The sequence below is a fragment of the Adhaeribacter pallidiroseus genome, from assembly GCF_003340495.1.
GTDB lineage: Bacteria > Bacteroidota > Bacteroidia > Cytophagales > Hymenobacteraceae > Adhaeribacter > Adhaeribacter pallidiroseus.
In genome coordinates, this window is the sequence record NZ_QASA01000001.1 from 3,081,540 (window position 1) to 3,102,427 (window position 20,888).

Sequence of the window (20,888 nt, forward strand, 5' to 3'; positions counted from 1 at the left end):
TAGCCCTTTTTCTAATTTTTTAAAATTATTACCGGACAACAAGTCGGGTACTTACTTTATTTGATCTGGAAATTGCCGTGATCATGTAAACTCCGGAGCTTAAGCGTTTCGTAAACACCAGGTTGGTTCTTAAATCACCGTCGGCATTAGTCGTTGCTTTCTCTTTTTGAATTACACTACCCTGGGCATCGTACAACAGAATGGTTACTTCTTCATTCGCCATAAAATTGCTTCCTTCCACATTGGTCTGATCTCCCGGATTTGGGTTTGGATATACCGTTAGCACAGAAGTAACAAGTTCACCAACACCACTTTCCCGAACAGATCCGGCCACCGTAGTTGCCAATCGGGTGGTAGTTTGTGGCAGTACTTCAATGGCTGATATGGTTGGCATATCGACGGAACCACTCATAAAGTTGATATTCAAAACCCCGTCGGTGATAGTTACCGGAATGGTTTCCTGAACTAAACGCATGCCACCACCGGCTTTCGCATATACATCGTAGTTAGTAAACTTGCGGCTGCCTTCTACATCTACGTTAAATTGGCGGCGACCAGCGGCAGTGTGATAAATTTCCACAAAGTGCAGCATCACATTATAGGTGCCGTTGCTTACCGGTATGTTGTAGTTAAACGAAGCCGCAGAACGCTCATTGCGGTACATCACGTCATCGGTGGTATTTAAAATATCGCCGCTGGCAATGGAGAAGGTCCGGTTCATGCCCCCAAAATACTGGTCAGCAATAAACTGACGGTTTCCGGAAGCTAAATAGGCGGTACCACCGGCATTGATGCGAATAGCGTTAGCGGCTACCACGTTGTTTACCGTTACCGTAATTTGCTCGTCATCCATCATGGCGGGTGTTCCATTATCGGTTACCCGAACCGTAAAGGTATACGTTCCGGCTGTAGCTGGTGTCCAGGTGAAGGCGCCCGTGGAAGCGTTGATGGTGGCTCCGGTAGGTTGACCTACTAAAGAGAATGCTCGTGTTTGGTTCGCATTGGCGTCGGTAGCGGTAGCCGTGAAAGTCAAGGCTTGGTTTACGTTTACCGTTTTGTTGCCAATGGCGGCTAATACCGGAGCTACGTTGGTTGTTGTAATTGGCAGTACTTCAATAGCCGAAACTTTAGGTAAGTTGGCCGCTCCTGAAGTAAAGTTAATATTCAACACTCCGTCGGTGATAGTTACCGGAATGGTTTCCTGAATAGCCCGTAACGAACCACCAGCTTTAGCAAACACATCGTAATTGGTAAGTTTACGACTGCCTTCCACGTCTACGTTAAACTGTCGGCTTCCTACTCCACCCGCTCCCCGGCCCGAAACGCCGAACCAGATTTCCGCAAAGTGTAGTACCACATTTACCTGGCCATTTTGTACCGGAATGCTGTAGGTAAAGGCGGCCGATGAACGTTCCGTACGATATAATACATCATCCGTTGTGTTCAAAATATCTCCACTAGCTATGGATGAAGTACCGGCGGTACCCCCGAAGTACTGATCAGCAATAAACTGGCGGTTGTTCGTAGCTAAATAAGCCGCTCCGCCCGCGTTGATCCGAATACCATTTCCGGCTACCACGTTGTTTACCGTTACGGTAATTTGCTCGTCGTCCATCATGGCGGGTGTTCCATTGTCGGTTACCCGTACCGTAAAGGTATACGTTCCGGCTGTAGCTGGTGTCCAGGTGAAGGCGCCCGTGGAAGCGTTGATGGTGGCTCCGGTAGGTTGACCTACTAAAGAGAATGCTCGTGTTTGGTTCGCATTGGCGTCGGTAGCGGTAGCCGTGAAAGTCAAGGCTTGGTTTACGTTTACCGTTTTGTTGCCAATGGCGGCTAATACCGGGGCTACGTTGGTTGGGGTTACCGATAATACTTCAATGGCCGAGATTGTTGGCTGATTCGCCGTTCCCGTCGTGAAGTTAATATTCAATATTCCATCCGTAACGGTTACCGGAATAGTTTCCTGTACCGCGCGCATACCACCACCTGCTTTGGCGAAGATGTCGTAGTTGGTCAGCTTGCGGCTGCCTTCCACATCCACGTTAAACATCCGGTTACCATTTCCGGCCGGGCCGCGACCCGCTGCACCCGTAAACCAGATCTCGGCAAAGTGTAACACTACGTTTACTGGTCCGTTGGTTACCGGAATGCTGTAGGTAAAGGCGGCGGCTGACCGCTCATTGCGATACAGTTCATCATCGGTAGTGTTCAAAATATCGCCGCTGGCAATAGAAGATACAGTGTTGGTACCTCCAAAATACTGATCGGCAATAAACTGGCGGTTGTTAGATGCCAGGAAGGCACCTCCTGCCGCATTTATCCGGATGCCGCTGGCCACTGGGCAGTTTTGTTCGCGGGTTACCGTTACTTGCTGCGTTCTGCTGCATCCCGAAACATCCAACACAGTTACCGTGTAAACGCCCGGTTGCAAATTAGTAGCCGTAGCGCCGGTTTGAGCTGGGGTAGTACTCCAGGTTATGGTGTAGTTACCAGTTCCACCGGTAATGTTACTTACGGTAGCGGTGCCCGAGGCGGCCGTACACGTCATAACCGGTGCATTTACGATAAAGGCCAAATTGTTACGCTCCGGAATGGTAAATACTTTCGCAGTTTCGCAACCATTGCTTACATTTTCTTTCACGTAGAAAGTAAACGAACCGGCGGTTAAATTAGTAAATACCGGCGAAGTTTGGTAAGTACCGTTTGGTCCTAATTTGTACAAGTAAGAACCAACTGTAGAGTTGCTTACTCCGAAGGTAATGGATCCGTTAGCTACTCCGCATTCCGCACCTACTACTGTTTGCTGCGTCAGCGTAACTGCGTTTGGATTGGCTGAGGCCGCAAATACTTCCATACCCGCTAGAGCTACCCGGTTCACACTCGGATTAAAGGTCACGTCGAGTTTGCCATCGGTTATATTTACCACAAAATCTTTCACCAGGGCTGCTTTATAACCAGCCTCCCGGAAGATATCCAGGTTTGACTGCCGGGTTTGATTTTCCAGTTTAATACCGAATACGCGGGATCCTTCTGCCGTAAAGAAGTTTTCTACAAAGTGCATGCGTACCATGTAATTACCATTTGCTAAAGGTACCGAGTAGCGGGTTTCGCCTAAATCAGCGGCCGCTGACAAGTAAGTCTGATACAGCGCATCTTCATCGGTGCCGGCAATTGGGGTAACAGCTGGCCGGTCTAGTTGCACTGATCCGGCGCGGTAAGTACGGTCTGCTTCCCATACTTTACCGTTTATGGTTACGTTTGCGTCCGCGCCGCCTTTAATGCGTTTTACAGCGGTAATCAGGTTGCAATTATCATCGGCAATGCCGTACAGCGGAATCCGGAGTGGTGATAAGCCATTGTTGTAATGCACCAACAGGGCAGCATTTTTAATTCCCTGGCTGTTCGACCGGAAAGTAACCGTAAGGTTAGTGGTAGCCTGCGGAGCTAGCGTTGTTACTGCCGGAGCAGCTACGGCAAACTCATTCAGGTTGGCCCCCACTATTTCTACACTCTTAATAGTAACAACCGGATCGGTGGTACCATTGGCATACGTTTGTCCCAGGTTTTTCAGTTCTACGGTGCGGGTTAAAGCCGCGCCAATTTGCCGCGAACCAAAATCAACCGCCGAAGGAGTTGCCGCCAGTTCGGAGTAATTCAATGAACCGGTTTCGGGTTTAATGTTACTCACGTAGAAAACATTATCCTGGTAGTCGTAATTGGTTACGTCGGGGTTACCAATGTAATCGTGGCCAATGATGTACGCGTTCGGAATTATGTTTCCGTTGGCGTCAATGGCTTTCCAAACCCGCATACCTATTTTGCCTTCGGAGTTACGGGTCCGGTCGGAGTAAGAGCCACTAATTTTAAATCCAAAGCTACCGGTTGGGTTAAAATTACCTTCGGCAATGGTGCCGGCAGTGCCATTCCGTAAAGGCAGCAACGATTGGCCGTCCAGTGGATGATGGGTAAACACGGTTGCATTGCTGGTAGAACCTTTCGTGTAGTACTGGAAGGATTCGGTAGCGGCGCAGCAGCCATGGTAAGCACCCATCTGCACTACATAAACCGGCTTGCTGGCATCGGCCCGGGTAAAGAACGAAGAAAGTATTTCATCGGTGTTCAATACCAAAGTGTTACCGGTGTTCGTGCCGTCGTTGGTGTTAAAGCCTACGGTAGATTTAAAGCCGAATGCCCGGATTATTTCCTGTGCATGGGGTTCATTACTACCTTCCCCGCGGGCTTGCCACATACCATGCAGTACAATTTTCTTTTTCGGAGATAAATCGTCGTTGGTTGCAATTTGCAAGGTATCGTTCAGAATCCGGATTCTTCCGGAAGTAAACTGCGCGATAAACTGCACACTTACTTCTACCGAACTACCTGCATTTACCGTGATTGGAGCAGCCGTAATGGGGTCATAATCTACATTATTTACTTTTGCTACTTTCCAGCCGGTAGGGTTAGAAAGCGTTAAGCCGTTAATGGTTAAGGCACCGGTTCCTTTATTGCTAATCCGCATTTTAACAACGTCGTGATTGCGGTTAAAAGGAGTAAAAGTACCGTCCTCATTTTCTCGCCGCCATGGCGTTTGAATCAGGGAAGCTACCAACCGGTCGTTGGCCGGGAATTTATCCAGATTCTCCACTAACATATTAGCATTGCTAGGCTCTGGCTGCACAACGGTAAAAGTAATGGCATTGGTGATAGTTTCATTTTTGTTGCCATCAATTGCCTTACCTCGTAAGGTATAGCTGCCCGGCGTATTTACTAATATTGGGGCATAGTATTCCTTATACGGTTCGTTGTTCAGGCTGTACTGCACTTGCGCCAGATTTGATCCACCAGCATCCGTAGCGTTTACCGTAGCAATTACCTGATTGCGGTACACACCCGTTGCTTGTAAAGTGCCTTTTAACTGCACGGTAGCCATTGGTGGCAAGAAGTCACTCTCTGCCGTAGCCGGATCCACAATTACAAAGGTGATCTTCGTGTTGGTACCGCCATTAGCGTCAATGGTTAGTTTGCCATCCGTAACCGTAACCGTGGTCGTAACAATCTGATGCGGCACTTGCGCCGTTGGCACAAAGTTGTTAATAGCCGTTACACCTTCCACGTTAATCCGGTGATTACTATCAAAGAAATCATTATCACCAGCCCCAACCGTTACGTTGTATTGACCATTAGTTACTTTTAATTCCCAGGCACCCGGAGTTTGCGGCGCTGTTCCTTGCATTAAGGCCAAGGTTTTTAACCGCAGATCGGCATTAGCGGAAGTCCGTTCGCGCATACTGGCGGTGTGATCCTTGGGTTCTTTGGTTGTTGGATTTATCCAGCCATAACCCCGGGTATCGTTGTAAAGCAAACCGGCATCTACGGCATAACCAGCCGGAGTAGTTGCCGTAGCAGTAGTAGCTACCTGGAAGTTAATTTTAATTGCATTGGCACTGGCATCGCCTATGCGCAGGTTAACCGTCATTACAGAATTAGTAAAGCCACTGGCACTAGCCGTTACCGTAGTGGTATATACTCCAGCCGTTAAGCCAGCAGTGTTGATGCCAAATGATAAGTTACCTACCGCCGCAGTTGGTAAAATCAGCCAATTGCTGTTAGCTGATTTTGTTAAGGTAATTACAGTTGGTGTGCCATTTAAAGCTTCCAGGGTTATTGTTTTAGCTGCTGCAGTGCCATTTACCGGGGCGGTATAATTAAGCGTGCTAGTGTTAAAAGCTAAAGTTTTACGCGTTCCGGCGGCCACCACGTTTCTTAATACAAACATGTAATCCTGATAATCGCCGTTAGAAGCATCCTCGAAGCAGACCAGGTAGCTGTTCGGTACCAGTTCGCCCTTCCGGTTTTTCAACGGGTATGTCCGAACCGCGTGTACTGCTGGCGCACCGGCGTTCAACAAGTCTTCGGTATAAGATATCCGGTTTTCTAAGCCCACTACGTAAATACCAAACGCAGCGGTTGCAGGATTAAATTGGTCGGAGCCAGCTACAATCTGCGGGTATAAAGCATTATGCTGGCCAAACACTCCCGAAAGAGTTCCCACGGAGGAGCGTACCGGGGTGTTATTAGTTTTAGTATAATACCCGAATGGTAACTCTTGATTCGGTGAATAGCGGGCAACCGGTGTAATTGTTACCGCCCCATCGCCGGCTTTTTCAAAAAATTGTACCGCCACTTCTTCTCCCTTCAGCGTGGATTGAATGCCGCCGGCTAAACCAGTCCATCCTACATTAATGTTATAACCTAAGGTATTAACCACGGTTTGCAACGGTGGCTCGTTATTGCCTTCATACGCGTTTAAGGACATAGCATATAAACCAACTGAAAGCGCCGGTGTATTTACAGCGTTGCTGTTGATGGTTAATGCAGCATTAAAAGTACTCACAACACTTAAATTGCCAGGAGCAAAAGTTACCTGCAAAGTTTTTGTTTCCTCTGGCGCTAAAGAATTACCAATTGGTTCTCCTTCCACGGTTATTGCCTGTACACTAAAGTTGGAAGCATTTGCTCCACTTATGGCAAGGTTACCTAAATTTAAGGCACTGGTACCAGTATTGGTTATGGTCAGACGTTTGGTAACTGTGGTATTTTTAAGACCATCAAACACTAGCTCTTCGCTGCTGGCAGCAATGGTAGCAGCCGATACCGGATTATTTACGGTAAGACTTACCGGCAGCGTGGCGCTGGTGTAACCATCGGCTGATACCGTAACAGTAGCATTATAGGTGCCTGGTAATAAACCGGCTTCGTTGATACTAAATGTTAAGGAACCAAGCGCAGCCGTTGGCAAGGTTAGCCAGTTGCTGCTTGCCGATTTCGTGATAGTTAAGGCCGGAGTTCCGGTGCTGGCCGAAAGAATTACCGTCTGCGGAGCCGTAGTAGTGCCGGGAGTAAAAGCGAATGCCAAAGAAGGACTGGCAAAGGTTAATTGTTTGGCTACCACTTGGCCGAAAGGTTTCACATTCCGGACAATCACGGCAATGTCCTGGTAGTCGTAGCCACTGATATGTTCTTCCGTAGCAATTACATAAGAGTTTTCTATTACGGTTCCTTCGGCATCTTTTAACGGATATACCCGAACATGATGCGGTACGGCGCCAGTAAAGTTATTCAGGGCATCTTCGCTGTATAAATGACGGTTCGCAAAGAACGGCCAACGCGAGTAGAAACCAAACGACGTAATACCTGGGTCAAAAGAAAGCGACCCGGCTGTTTGCACATCTACGGTTTGATAATTACTATTATCCACTGTGAACAACTCATTTTTATCATTGGCATTTCCGGTAGTATACCAGCCAAAGGCAGTAACAATACCAGATGGATCCTGCGGACCAAATACCGATAGAGGCTCAATGAGCACTAAACCATCAGTAGCCCGTTGGAAGGCCTGAATAGATACTTCTTCTCCTAAAAGAGCGGCTTTAAAATTAGTGCTATGGATGATATTTGTAGATCTATTATCATCGCCAACGTTCACATTAATGCCGTGTACGTCCAGAACAGCTTGTAGCGAAGGTTCATTTGTGCCCGACAAGCCAATGGTCCCTAAACCGTTCAGTTTTACTTCTTTTACCGGATTGTTGGTGCTGCTTACTAATAAGCTAGCTGTTTTTACTCCGGTAGTAGTAGGATTAAATGCTACGTTAAAGGTAATAGCACTACCCCGAGCTACAGTAACTGGAGCAGCAACACTTGGTGTAGGTGCTCCTACCACCTGGAACTGAGCTTTATCTACACCATCAAGGGTAATGCCTGTTACTGTTAAGTTACTATTACCTGTATTGGCAATTGTAATGGTATGGTTTTTACCAGCCGAGCCGCCAACTACATCATTGTCCACTATTTCGCTTGGGCTCACACTTGCAATACCAACTTGCGCGGATGGAGCTGTTGCTTTCAGTAATACAATCTGGGCGGTTTTACCAGCGGTGTTATTCCAGTTATATTCAATTACGTACAAGTTACCAGTTTCTACGTCTTCGGTTATATCCAAGGGGTTAGTAAATCCGGAAAGTCCTGTAATTCCATTTGTACCAGAACCCGTTTGAGCTCCAATAATGTCGTAAATTTTGTCATCACTATCGGCTGAGTTTACAGCTGGATCTTTTGCCATTGAACCTGGTTCTAACACAATAATGTCACTTCCACCACTAAAGCGGCAAACGAGGATTCTACCTTTTAAAGCACCGCCAAAAGCGTTACTCTTATACTCAATGGCTCCGTTTGGCGATTTGTTTAGTTCAAAATTGTAAGCGGCGCCCCGGTAATTCGCATCCGGTCCTTGCGTAGTTGCATACTTCGGATTATCTAAATATCCCCGATTTGCAACATACTCACCCCGAAGCGGGTTTGGATGACCATAGTAGCCTACTGGTTTTAACGGATTAATCCGGAATAACCAATCGTTCTGTACTTTCACGCCGGTGGTGGCAGGTACTACTGGTCCGTTATAGAAGGTTCCATTTGGCCGGCGAGTGCCTGCTATAGAAGCAGGAGAATTTCCGCCGGCAGCCGAACCATTGGCAGGTACATATAACTGACCGTTTGAATGCCATACCAAATCAACGGCATTCCGGACACCTGAAGCATAAATAGTTAAAGGCGAGTTAGTGGCATATGGGTTATATGTGCCGTCAGATAAACGAATATTATCCGTAGGTGCATTGTTAATTAAAGCCTGGTTGGCTGTAGTCCGAACATCTAATGGCAATGTTAGTCCAGAAAGCTTACTTAAATCCAAACGTAACACGGTAGCGGCTAATAAACTTTCATCGCGTTGCCAAGTACCGTCGTAGCTACCCATAGAACTCAAACTTCCTTGATTGAAATACAAGGCACCGTCTGGTCCAAAAGCTATACTGTTTACCAGGTGATCTGCTTTAGAACGCGGCAACTTGGTCAGTATTAGTTCTTCTGTGGCTAAGTCCGGGCCACTAAGCCGGGATATGTTCCCATCAAACTCAGGTGCATTGGTAAGACCAGCACTGCAATGCGATACATAAGCAATCAGGTTAGTAGCCGTGGCATTAGGAGCAAAAGTTAAACCTACTGAAGAACGCAAGCCGTATTTGTTAGTTAAGGATTTAATTTCTACCACTCCGGACAGCATACCGGTTGTCCGGTCTATGTTAAAGCGTTCGATTACTCCATCTAAACGTAAGGCATAGAATTTACCATCTGGCCCAAAAGTTAAGCAGGTGTATTTCTTACCCACTGTTCCCGGGATAACCTGCTTTGGTGCAAACTCAGCCGCAACCGGGTTTGGTGTTCCGGCAGTAGTACCACCGGTAGTAAACGTAGCTTCGTATGGCAAGAAGGCCGCACCGCTGTGCGATTTAACTTGGTTGGTGATAACAAACCGGTACTTGGTATTAGGTTCCAGAGCAAACGCCGGTGAGAAACTAATAGCATCACCACCGCCAGTTCCTTGTACCACTCCTTGAATTTCTGTGGTAGTAGTACCGCTTATTTTTAAAACTTTTACGGTATTTACGGTCAGCGTAGAATTATCAACCCCACCTTTAAAACCAGCTACCTCTGGTACGTAAAGGCTATTTGCAGCAATGCTGGAGGTATTTACACTAACATTAACAGCTCCGTTGGCGGGAGTAGAAGATATTACATAGGGCTGGTTACTGCCGGGAGCTAATACTGTAATTTGAATTAAAGTACTGGCCGGAGTATAACCTGTAGCAGCCGCCGTAATAGTAGCAGTGTAAGTGCCTACCGCTAAAGCTTTAGCAGTAGTATAATCAAAAGTTACGTTTGGTTCACTGCTGTTGTGCGTGGCATCAAAGCTTAACCAATTAGTTGCTCCGGCCCCATAAGTAGCAGTTAAAGCAATTGGTAAATTATCCAGATCAGCAGAGTTGCCTAAATCCAGCGAGAAGGTTTTATTTGTCTCGGTAGTTCCTCTTTCAATTACCAGGCTGTGGTCACTAGCCGACCAGATCAGGTAAGGTGCTACACTAATTGGTGTAATAAGTGCCGAGTTGATTTTGGTGTTAATACCGCCATCTGCGTTAATGGTTAGGAACCCATCGGCTACGGTTACCCGTACTTTAGCCGATTTAAAACGAGTAGCTGTTCCGGCTGTTCCAGTAGGCACAAAGTTCGAGAATGCATTTACGCCTTCTACGTTTAAGGTATGACTTTCCGGTACGGTTCCCGGATCAGAATCGCCGGCAGAAACAGTAACGTCGTACGAACCATTTGGCACTTTAATTTCCCAATAGCCTTCGATTTTGGTACCATTAAAAGTACCATCAATGGTATTTGCCTGCATATGCATTAGGGTAGCCTGCAACACATCGGCTGGAGTGGTACGTTTACGACCATTGCCCGGCGTAGTACCTCCCACGGATAAATCCAACAAAGAACCATCGGAACGTCTTCTCCAACCATATTCTAAGTTAGTTCCTTGATTAGTGCCGGTTTTTAAACCAAATGGTTGCCCGTAATCTTTTATCCAACCAGTGGGTGGTACCGTTACCGGATCCTGGAAGTTTACTTTGATTTCCTGCGCTGCAACTGGCGAATTAATAGTTAAATTAATTAACAAGGTTGCTGGCTCATATCCTTGGGCCGTAGCCGTAACAGTGGCTTCGTAAATACCAGGAGCTAAAGTCGAACTAAAATTATTGGCACCAAAGGCCACATTACCTAAAGTAGCAGCTGGTAAGGTGAGCCAGCTAGCCGGTGTACTGGTAAAAGTAACAGCAGGTGATCCTTCACTGGCGGCTAAAACCGCGAGTTTAGTGGCAACAGCCTGACCTTGTATCGCTGTAAAATCAAGAGCATTTGGCGCAAAAGCCAACATTTTACCAGTTGCATTCTCCTTTGTTAAAGCAAAATTTTCGAAGGTGAAGGTTACCGGGTTGGCGGCATTCCGGTACGTAGCAAAAATACCAGCGTACGCTACTTTTCCGGCCAAAGTTAAATTAGCAATGTCCAAAGAAGGTGTAGCATATCGGGCTCCAACATTTAAATAGGTAATACCATCGGTAGAGTAGAAACCTTCTAATTTATTGTTTACCAAGTCAACTACTAAACGTAGGCGTACTGTTTGGCTGTTCAACCCAGAAATTGCCGTTAATAAAATTCGTTGATCGGGGTTGTTTAAACCATTGTTGGTGGCATCGGTAGAAGAAACATCATTTAATTCCCGACGCATTTCAATCTTATTACCTGAAACATCCAGTTTTACAAATGTTTTATCGTTTAAACCTAACCATAAACCTGCTTGTTCAGAGTTTGATCCATTAAAAGGATTAACGATCGTTGTTTCCAGGGTAAGTTTACCATTAGCCAGAACTCCCACTCCTAAAGTATTGACCTGGTTATTGTTAGCCAGGAAGGAGATACCTTTGTTAGTTTGAACGCTCAACCTACCATTAGCTACTGTTAACCGAGATGGTTCATAACCGGTTACAGCGGTAGATGAGGTTCCATCAACTGCCAGGCGGGTACCCGAATATGCTTCTACCATAGTAAAGCCTGTTTGAGCGCTATTTTTGTCGATCAAACCACCTTCCGTACCATCAAAGTTGAGTACAAACGGTAAAGGCACATTAATTTGCTCGCAAGGTAAAGTGCTTATAGGTGAACAAGGGACCACCACGGGGGCAGCTTCAACATTAATAGTGAAAGAAGCATTAGCAGCAGCCAGAGCTTTATCAGTAGCCGTAATGCGTACCACGATACTTGTGGCAATAACCGGAGCTGTGCCACTAAAAGTCTGGGTATTGGCATCAAACTGTAACCAAGTAGGCAAATCGCTGTTGTTAGCTAGTGAAGCGCTATACGTCAACACATCTCCTGCATTCGGATCTGAGAAAGAGCCGGTAAGAAAGGAGAAAGGCTGGCCAGCCGTGATCGTTTGGGTTTCTGGAGCTGACACCACTCTAGGCGCTTCGTTGGCCGCTTGTACCGTAAGCGTAAATTCGGTACTCACGGTTGCCTGGCCATCTGAGGCAGTAACCTTAATCGGATAAATTGCTGTACTTACCGGGGTACCATTAAACGTATTTGTAGTAGCGTTAAAAGATAACCAGGCAGGCAAAACATTGCCATTCGTTAAAGTTGCGATTAAAGTCAACGGATTATTATCAGCATCGGAGAAAGTATTAGCAGGCACTGCAAAATTAAAAATCGAGCCAGTGGTTGTCGTTTTATCGCTAATAACTGTGGCTACTACCGGAGCCTCATTGGTCGGAGTAGTTTGAGGAGCAATGCTAAAATTTTCAAAGTTATAAGTTACCGGACTAGTTCCGTTACGTAGTGTGCCAAAAATGCCAGCATACACTTTGTTTCCGGTAAGCCCCATTCCTGCAATGCTTAGGCCTTTTTCTGGATAACCTTCGCCCACATTTATGTAGGTTGTTCCGTTTACTGAATAAAATCCTTCAACTGTATTTGCTGTAGGATCTACAACTAAACGTAAACGTACAATTTCTTTATCCAGATTACTGATGGCCGAAGTATTACGACGACTAGGATCAGTAAGGTCTGCAGTTATAGGTGATTGATCATTTAATTCCTTCCGTAATACAACCCGGTTGTTATTGATAGCCAACCTTACAAAGGATTTATCATTTAACCCGTACCATAAACCACCTTGCTCATCGTTACTGCCCCGGAAAGGATTAACAAGGGTAGTTTCGATCATAAAATGGTTAGTGCCAGTACTAAATTCAACACCTAAGCCATTAATCTGATTGTTGTTGCCTACAATAGAAATACCTTTGTTGGTAGCAATAGCTAATTTACCATTAGCTATAGATAATTTTGAAGGTTCATATCCTCTGATTTCGGAAGAAGCCACCCCATCAGCAATTACCCGGGTGCCAGTGAAAGCATCGGCCATCGTAAATCCGGTTCCTTTACCGTCTTTATCAACCAAGCCACCTTCTGCACCGTTAAAAGTTATACTAAATGGCAAAACAACGGCAAGTTGATTACAAGGTAAGGTACTGTTAGGTGGACATCCAGCTACCGGAGTCGCTTCTATGGATAAGTTAAAAACAGTACTTACGGAAGCTTTACCGTCGCTGGCAATTAGTTTAATAGAATAATTGGAGGCACTTACGGGTGTACCGCTGAATAAGCTACCATTAAAGTTTAACCAGGTAGGCAGGGCACTACCATTAGCTAAAGTAGCGGTTAAAGTTAAAGGATCATTATCCGCATCTGAGAAAGCAGTGGCAGGTATTTCAAACGAGAAAGCTGAACCTACAGTAATTGTTTTGGCGCTAATCACATGGGCAACCACCGGAACCGTATTAGCGGGTACCAAGTCGTTCACCGAAATACTAACCTGGGTTGTAGCAGATTGCACCGGAGTACCGTTGTCAGTAGCTTGTACGGTTAAGGTATAGGATGATGCCACGGCATAGTCTAAAGCACTAACCAAAGTAATCACGCCTGAACCCGGGTTAATGGCAAATTTACCAGCTTCATTGCCGGCCGTAATGCTGTAAGCTATAGCATTATTTTCGGCATCGGTAGCCGAAACTGTGCCGATCTCTACCCCAACACTGGCATTCTCATCTTTACTGAAGCTATAAGCAGAACTGGCAAAAACCGGAGTTTGATTAACAGGAACTACAGCTTCTACCGTTAGATTGAATTCAGTAGTAACAGATGCTTGACCATCATTCGCAGTAACTTTAATAGAATAAGTAGTTGCGCTTTCGGGAATACCGCTAAAATTGCTTCCGTCAAAGTTTAACCAGGTTGGTAAGGGATTGCCATTAGTTAATGTCGCAGTTAGTGTTAGTGCATCATTGTTTGAATCAGTAAAGGTGTTAGCGGGTACTTTAAAAGAAAAAGCCGTACCTACAATACCGGTTTTGTTGCTAATAAGGTTTGCTACCACTGGTACAGTATTACCAGGCACTTGCTCGGTTATATTAATGGTAACCTGCGTAGTTGCAGAAAGAATAGGCGAACCATTATCAATAGCTTGTACCGTTAAATTGTAGGCAGTAGTAGAAGCATCCTGTAAACCAGCGATAAGTTTTATTTCTCCTGAAACAGCATCAATCGCAAATTTAGCGGCCTCATTGCCAGCGTTAATACTGTATACAATGGTTTGATCCACCGCATCGGTAGCTTTAACACTACCAATAATGGCATTTACTGGAGCACTTTTATCTTGATTGAAAGTATAAGCAGAACTGGCAAATACGGGTGCCTGGTTTATTGGAGCAGCTGCCTCTACAGATAAATTAAAGACGGTACTTATCGAAGCATTTCCGTCGTTGGCTGTTACTTTAATAGCATAATTTGCTGCACTTTCGGGAGTACCGCTGAATATGCTACCATTAAAGCTTAACCAAGTTGGCAACGCATCCCCATTGGCCAGTGTTGCAGTTAATGCTAGCGGATCATTATCTAAGTCGGAGAAGGTAGCAGCCGGCACTTCAAAAGTGAAAGCCGTACCAACAGTAGCTATTTTGCTGCTGATCACATTCGCCACTACCGGCGCATTGTTCGCTGGTACTACATCATTCACCGAAATAGTTACCTGCGCCGTAGCTGCTTGTACCGGATTACCATTATCCGTTGCTTGAACCGTTAAGGTGTAAGTAGATGCAACAGCATAGTCCAGCGCACCAGCCACGGTAATAAGTCCAGAACCAGCGTTAATAGCAAATTTACCAGCTTCGTTGCCGGCCGTAAAGGTGTAGGTTAAAGTATTATTCTCCCCATCTGTAGCTGATACGGTACCAATCTCAGTACCAATGCTGGCATTCTCGTCTTTACTGAAAGTGTAGCTCGAACTGGCAAATACCGGCGCTGTGTTTACTATTGCTGGTAAAATTTCGATCGCGTTGATTATTGCTTTATCCTTAGAAGCGGCAAAATCAATATTCAATGCGTCATCCGTAATCTCCACATCAAAACTCCGAGTAACAACAACTTTGTTTTTATTGCCACCAGCTACGTACAAGTCCAAATCATCAAGAACTGTACTTCCTTCTAAGGCTACGTCAAAAAGTCTACTATTGGCGGCTGAATGAAAATTCTCCACCATGTGAAGTTTTACAATGTATTTACCTGTGGCAATCGGAATTTTATATCCAATATTAACACCAAAACGCCGCTCATAATACAATTCCGGAACGGACACACCCGTCATGCTGTAGTTAGTAGCACTAACTTCACCGGGTATTAAGGCATAGTAGGTGTCAGCACTATAAACATCGCCAGAAACGCTGCGCTGGATACCGCCAGCATTTATTCGGTAGGGGGCAGTTACTAACGGCAGCAGAATGGCTTCTCGGCTAACAGAAAAATTATCGAAGGTAAAAGTAGGCGGAACGGCAGGAGCAGTAATGGTTGCATTCCGGTAAGTACTATAAATTCCACCATAGGTAGCCTTACCGGCAAACTCCATGCTGGCAATATTTATGTACGAAGGATTAGTAGTAGTGGTATAGCGCGCTCCTGCATTCAGATAGGTGACCCCATCCGTAGAATAAAAACCTTCTAATTTACCATTCAGTAAATCTACAACCATCCGGAGCCGAACAGTTTGCGTGTTTAATCCGGATATAACAGTAGTCACCCGCAAATCCGGGTTCGTTAAATCAGAGCTTGCTGCGGTATTGGAAACATCTGCGACTTCCCGCCGCATTTCTATTTTGTTTCCGGTAATTGACAATTTAAAATAATTTTTGTCATTTAATCCGAACCACAAACCTCCTTGTTCTGAGTTTGCCCCATTGTAAGGATTAATCAGCGTTGTTTCTAAGGTAAGCTTGCCCATTGCGGGGATAGCTACTCCCAAAGCGTTAATTTGATTATTGTTGGTATTAAAAGCAATCCCTTTATTGGAAACAATACTCAATTTGCCATCCGCAACGGTTAACTTGGAAGGCTCATAACTTGGCCGGCTAGGATCAGTAGCCGTACCATCAGCAATACTACGGGTGCCGGAATAAGGATCAACCATTGTAAATCCCGTTCCAGCTACCCCGGTTTTATCGGCTAAGCCTCCTTCTGTACCATCAAAAGTCAGGTTAAAAGGTAAAGCCACTTCATTAGCCAGTGCTGCTTCCTGACCATATAAAGGTATTAAATTGTTGTTCCTGCTCCGTTTCCGGACCGGCTTAACCTGAAGCTTGGAATCTTTTTCTGCCTGTTTTAAAGCAACAGGTAAAATCTCAGCGGAAGGTACCGTTAAGTTCCACAATTTATTATTCGTGAAAGCTTGCTGGATGTTCCAGGCTAGAATACTAATATCCCGGGTATATTCGAGGGCATAAACTTGCCAACTCAAAAATAATCCCAGGATAGTCATTAGTGGCCAAGACCGAGCAAATACGCGCGGGGGACCAAAAAGAGATTTGCGGTTTTTCTCCATTTAATTTAAAAAGTAATGTAAGTTGGTTAGGGTAGATTTTTTAATGATTGGGTTGGAATAAAATGTTACTAATAATTTAATTATCTATATATATTTATTTTTTAATTAATTTGGATATGACTTTATAGCTGATTAATCCAAACAGCTATGATTTTTCAAATTTTAGTAATGCTGATTTATTAAAAGAACCCTCAGCAAAGGTCTTAATCAACTAGGCAACCGTTTTGTATAACTTTTTACTTGGGTTGTTATATTGTAGATTTATGCTGAATGGATTTACTTCTAAACTGTACTTACTTATATTAATTTTTTAAAAAATTTTTAAAATTTTAATCAAACTTGTTTATATCAATAATTTAAACTTCATAAACCTTTATTCGATTTTTCAGAAATACTCAGTTTTTAATAGCAATAAAATTCATAATCAAACAAAATTGATTCTTTTAACCTAAAAAAGTAAAACATTATGAAGGCTAAATACCATTTCTGGTTGATTGTGTAAATATAATAAAAGGTTTATATATTAAACAAATGTTATATATTAATATTTAATATTATTTTTTTTGGCTTCCGTAATTAGTTACCCGTTCTTTTAAATGTTGAGTATGCCTTTTATAATGCTTTAATCAGGACTGACTCTATTTTAAATTTAATTATTAGGCGAGCTTTTCTGGTATTTTAAATTTTTAATGGTTTTAAAACTATATAGAACCATAGCAAGGCATTTGGAGTAAAGTTTACATCAATAAACAATAGTGTTATTTCTTATTCTATGGCTATCCAATCGATTAATCCGGCTACAAAGGAAGTATTGAAAACTTTTAACCCACACTCACCCGCGGAATTAGAGACACTTTTAAAAAATGCCGACCATGTTTTTGAAAAATGGCGAGCTACCTTGTTTACAGAGCGGGCCGAGCTGATGCGGAAAGCAGCTCAAGAGTTGCGGGAGAATGTTTCGTATTATGCCGAAATAATAACTTTAGAGATGGGAAAACCCATCCGAGAAGCTAAAGCCGAAATAAATAAATGCGCTCTTTGCTGTGATTTCTATGCCGAAAACGCGGAAACCTACTTACAAAACGAAGAAATCACTTCGGATGCTTCTATTAGCTACATTACCTACGAACCACTCGGAATTATTCTGGCCGTTATGCCTTGGAACTTTCCCTTTTGGCAAGTTTTCCGGTTTGCAGCCCCCAGCTTAATGGCCGGAAATGTTGGTTTGCTTAAACATGCCTCTAATGTTCCGCAATGCGCTTTGGCTATAGAAGATGTATTTCGAAAAGCTGGTTTTCCGGAAGGCGTATTTACCAGCACCCTACTCGAATCGGCCGCCGTGGAAAATTTAATAAAAGACGACCGCATTAAAGCAATTACCCTCACGGGGAGCGAAGGAGCAGGAGCAAGCGTAGCGGCCGTAGCGGGTAGTCAAATTAAAAAAACGGTGTTGGAGTTAGGTGGCAGTGATGCGTTTATAGTACTAAGCGATGCTGATGTAGAAGAAACCGCAAAAATGGCGGCTAAAGCCCGCATGATTAATACCGGCCAAAGCTGCATTGCAGCGAAACGTTTTATTGTGGTCGAAGCCATTGCATCTCCTTTTACTGATCGCATGAAGTTCTACCTGGAACAGTTAAAGACTGGAAACACGCTGGAAGATAGCACTGATTATGGACCACTTGCCCGTCAGGATTTAGCCGTTAGCGTACAAAAGCAGGTGAATGAATCGGTGGCTAAAGGAGCGCGAATAATTTTAGCAGGTGGCCAACCTGATCCCCAGAGTGCCTATTTTCACCCCATGATGCTAACCGATATACCGCCGGACACTCCTGCGCACGATGAGGAAATATTTGGGCCAGTTGCCTGTATTTTTGTCGTGCAGGATGCTGCAGAAGCTATTCGGGTAGCAAACAATTGCCGCTACGGTTTAGGCGCGTCCATCTGGTCGAGTAACGTACCGGAAGCCCGGCGATTGGCCCGGCAAATTGAATCTGGGGCTGTATTTATCAACGGCATCGTGCAATCGCACCCCGCCCTACCTTTTGGTGGTATCAAGAAATCGGGTTATGGCCGGGAATTATCTTATGTGGGTATCCGCGAGTTTGTGAATCAAAAAACCATTTGGGTAGCGTAATTTTTAAATTTAAAAATAAAAAAGCGGGATGAAAGCAACCTCCATCCCGCTTTTTGAAAACAAGCTTTCTTACTGTTTTACAATTTTACTAAAGTTAACTTGGTTGCCTGTTTGTAAGCGGTAGATATACACTCCTTTCGCTAACGAAGAACCATTTAAAGGTACGGCATGTACCCCAGCGGATTGTTTCTCATCAACTAATACTTTTAACTGCTGACCTTGTAAAGAATAAAGAGCCAACTTTACGGGTACCTCTTCGGCTAGCGTATACGAAATGGTAGTAAAGTCGGCAAAAGGGTTCGGATAGGCTATATGCTCTTTCACGGAGTTAACTGCTTTTTCCTGATGGTTAGCAAAAGCACCCGCCGTTCCAGTTCTGGCAAGTAAAGGTTCCGGAGCCGCGGAGAGGTAACTAAGCGATAGATAATCCACGTTAGGACCACTTTGTCCTATGGCAGTTGCCCGGATTAAATGGGTACCCGGCGTAAGAAAAACCTTTGCGCCCCCAAAAAACGACCACAATTCCCAAGTGCCACTGGGAGTAAATGAATGCGTGGCAACGCCTACTCCATCTACAGTAATATGCAAAGCTCGATTAGACTCGACACCTAACGAATAAACTAATCCTAAGCTGTATGAACCAGGGGTTTGAATTTTCACCGTCCATTCAATGTAATCACCGGAAGGATTGATAAAATCTACAAAACCAGCGCCGCTATACCCCATATGATTAATAGCAACCTGAGCTCCTTTTAAAGTAGCATATTCGGCTTCGTACCTAGCGGGGGCTGGTACCTCTACGGCAGCAATGAGATAATTGGAACGAGCACCCATTGCCGGAATGGCCATATTACCACCTATCTGAAAAGGTTCTGGATAGATATAAGGATCTTCAACTAATTTACTGTAAACATTTAAATAGCTGTTGGCCGGATCGTTGGTTTCAATAATGTCACCGGTTTTTTTCCAGTCGCTGAGCCATGCTGGTAAACTAGTAGCTTTGGGATCATAAGCTACATAAACCACAACTGCTTTTTTCTTCAAAAACATGGTAAGAAAAGTGCGGCTGGTATCTAATCTGTCTTCGGCCGCGGTTTGGATAAAAGAAGCTCCTTTTAAATAATCCGGTACCGACGTAATGGTATAAAGCTGATCGGCGTACGACTTCTCACCAACTTGTAACTTGGCAACCGTGTAAGAACGGTTACTGGCCGCTGCTACTTGCGTTATTATATCATCCGGGATAGGCTTCTCCCGCTCGGCTGGTTTTTCCATATCGGGTTTCCGGACTTCGATCCAATCCACGAAAAAGTCTTCGGGGCTGGTTTGGGTATCAATTTGCCAACCAAAATAACTAAGCGTTTTGTACGTGTCATCGATGGCTTCCAAAACAGGTACGCTGGGGTAGCCTCTACCCCGGTCTAAGTAAACCTGTATCAGACCACTTTTATAACGGGCAATCTTAAAACGAGACCACCGGTTAGTTTCTAAATCTGGGTAAATGCTTACCTCATCTAAAACTTCCGGGTAAAAAATGTTATCGGTAGCTTTTGATAATGTTAACTGGCCTCCCGCGTACGGCGTGTAACTTAATACGTAAGCACTGTCGGTGCCATTGCCTAGAGTCTGGTCTTTTTGCCCAAAAATAATCCGGAATTCGCGCTGGTAACTAGAAGTAAATCCCCGAGCAGGGGTTTCCAGGATATACGAAGTCGCGGAATAATTCCGAGACGTTATTAAAGCACCGTTACTGCCTTCAACAGCATTATAAGCATAGCCGGATTGAATAGACCAGCCATCAGCCTGACCCCAATCATTGCCCAATTCAGATCTATCAAAATCGTCTCTAAAAATTATGGGGTTGGTTTGCGCTGAAACCGTAGCAACCTGAATAGAAGTAAATAAGAATAAACAAACTCCTAATACTTTAGCTTTAAGTTTATGCTTAAAAAAAGTGAGTCTAGTTAATTTCATAAAAAATGTAAGTTTAATTAGTAGGCATTTAAAAAGAGCGGTCAAAAGATTTTATACATCGTTCAGAAATAAAACAGGGCATCTAAATTAATTACAATTGAGGTTAATATATTTTAGTTCGTTGCTAGTACGCGGAGATGATAAATCTTTAAAAAAAAACAGTTTTATTCCAGGAGTTCAATTGCTAAATTAATAATAATATAACAAATAAGCTTTACTTTCTAGTTCTTTATTTATTTAAATACAAGATTAAATTAATAAAATTAAACAAGTATATCTATAATTATAAAATTTATATGCATTAAATTACATATATAACTTAACCAATAACGTCATTTATCGTTACCTTTTTATTTTTTAAATTAATAATAGGTTTTAGATCGAGGTTAAAGCCAAAAT

The 20,888-nt window shown here is 44.1% G+C and carries 3 protein-coding genes; 1 reads left to right on the forward strand and 2 read right to left on the reverse strand.

The annotated features are described in order from the left end of the window. Nucleotides 1-28: 28 nt before the first annotated feature. On the reverse strand, nucleotides 29-16,294 hold the full coding sequence (locus tag AHMF7616_RS12205) for a malectin domain-containing carbohydrate-binding protein (RefSeq protein ID WP_233507514.1): 16,266 nt from the start codon (nucleotides 16,292-16,294) through the stop codon (nucleotides 29-31). A gap of 856 nt (nucleotides 16,295-17,150) precedes the next feature. Between AHMF7616_RS12205 and AHMF7616_RS12210 the strand changes: the two genes are divergently transcribed. Beyond that, a complete protein-coding gene (locus tag AHMF7616_RS12210) occupies nucleotides 17,151-18,515 on the forward strand; it encodes an NAD-dependent succinate-semialdehyde dehydrogenase (RefSeq protein WP_199474201.1) in 1,365 nt (454 codons plus the stop codon). 69 nt (nucleotides 18,516-18,584) lie between these two features. On the opposite strand, the gene AHMF7616_RS12215 is transcribed toward AHMF7616_RS12210, so the two are convergent. Next, nucleotides 18,585-20,489 (reverse strand): T9SS type A sorting domain-containing protein, encoded by a 1,905-nt coding sequence (locus AHMF7616_RS12215; protein WP_115373138.1) that lies wholly within the window; start codon nucleotides 20,487-20,489, stop codon nucleotides 18,585-18,587. Between the last annotated feature and the right edge of the window lie 399 nt (nucleotides 20,490-20,888).

Bases quoted from the DNA above. Each gene is read 5' to 3' on its own strand.
- AHMF7616_RS12215 (WP_115373138.1), bottom strand. From the start codon at position 20,489: ATGAAATTAACTAGACTCACTTTTTTTAAGCATAAACTTAAAGCTAAA.
- AHMF7616_RS12210 (WP_199474201.1), top strand. From the start codon at position 17,151: ATGGCTATCCAATCGATTAATCCGGCTACAAAGGAAGTATTGAAAACT.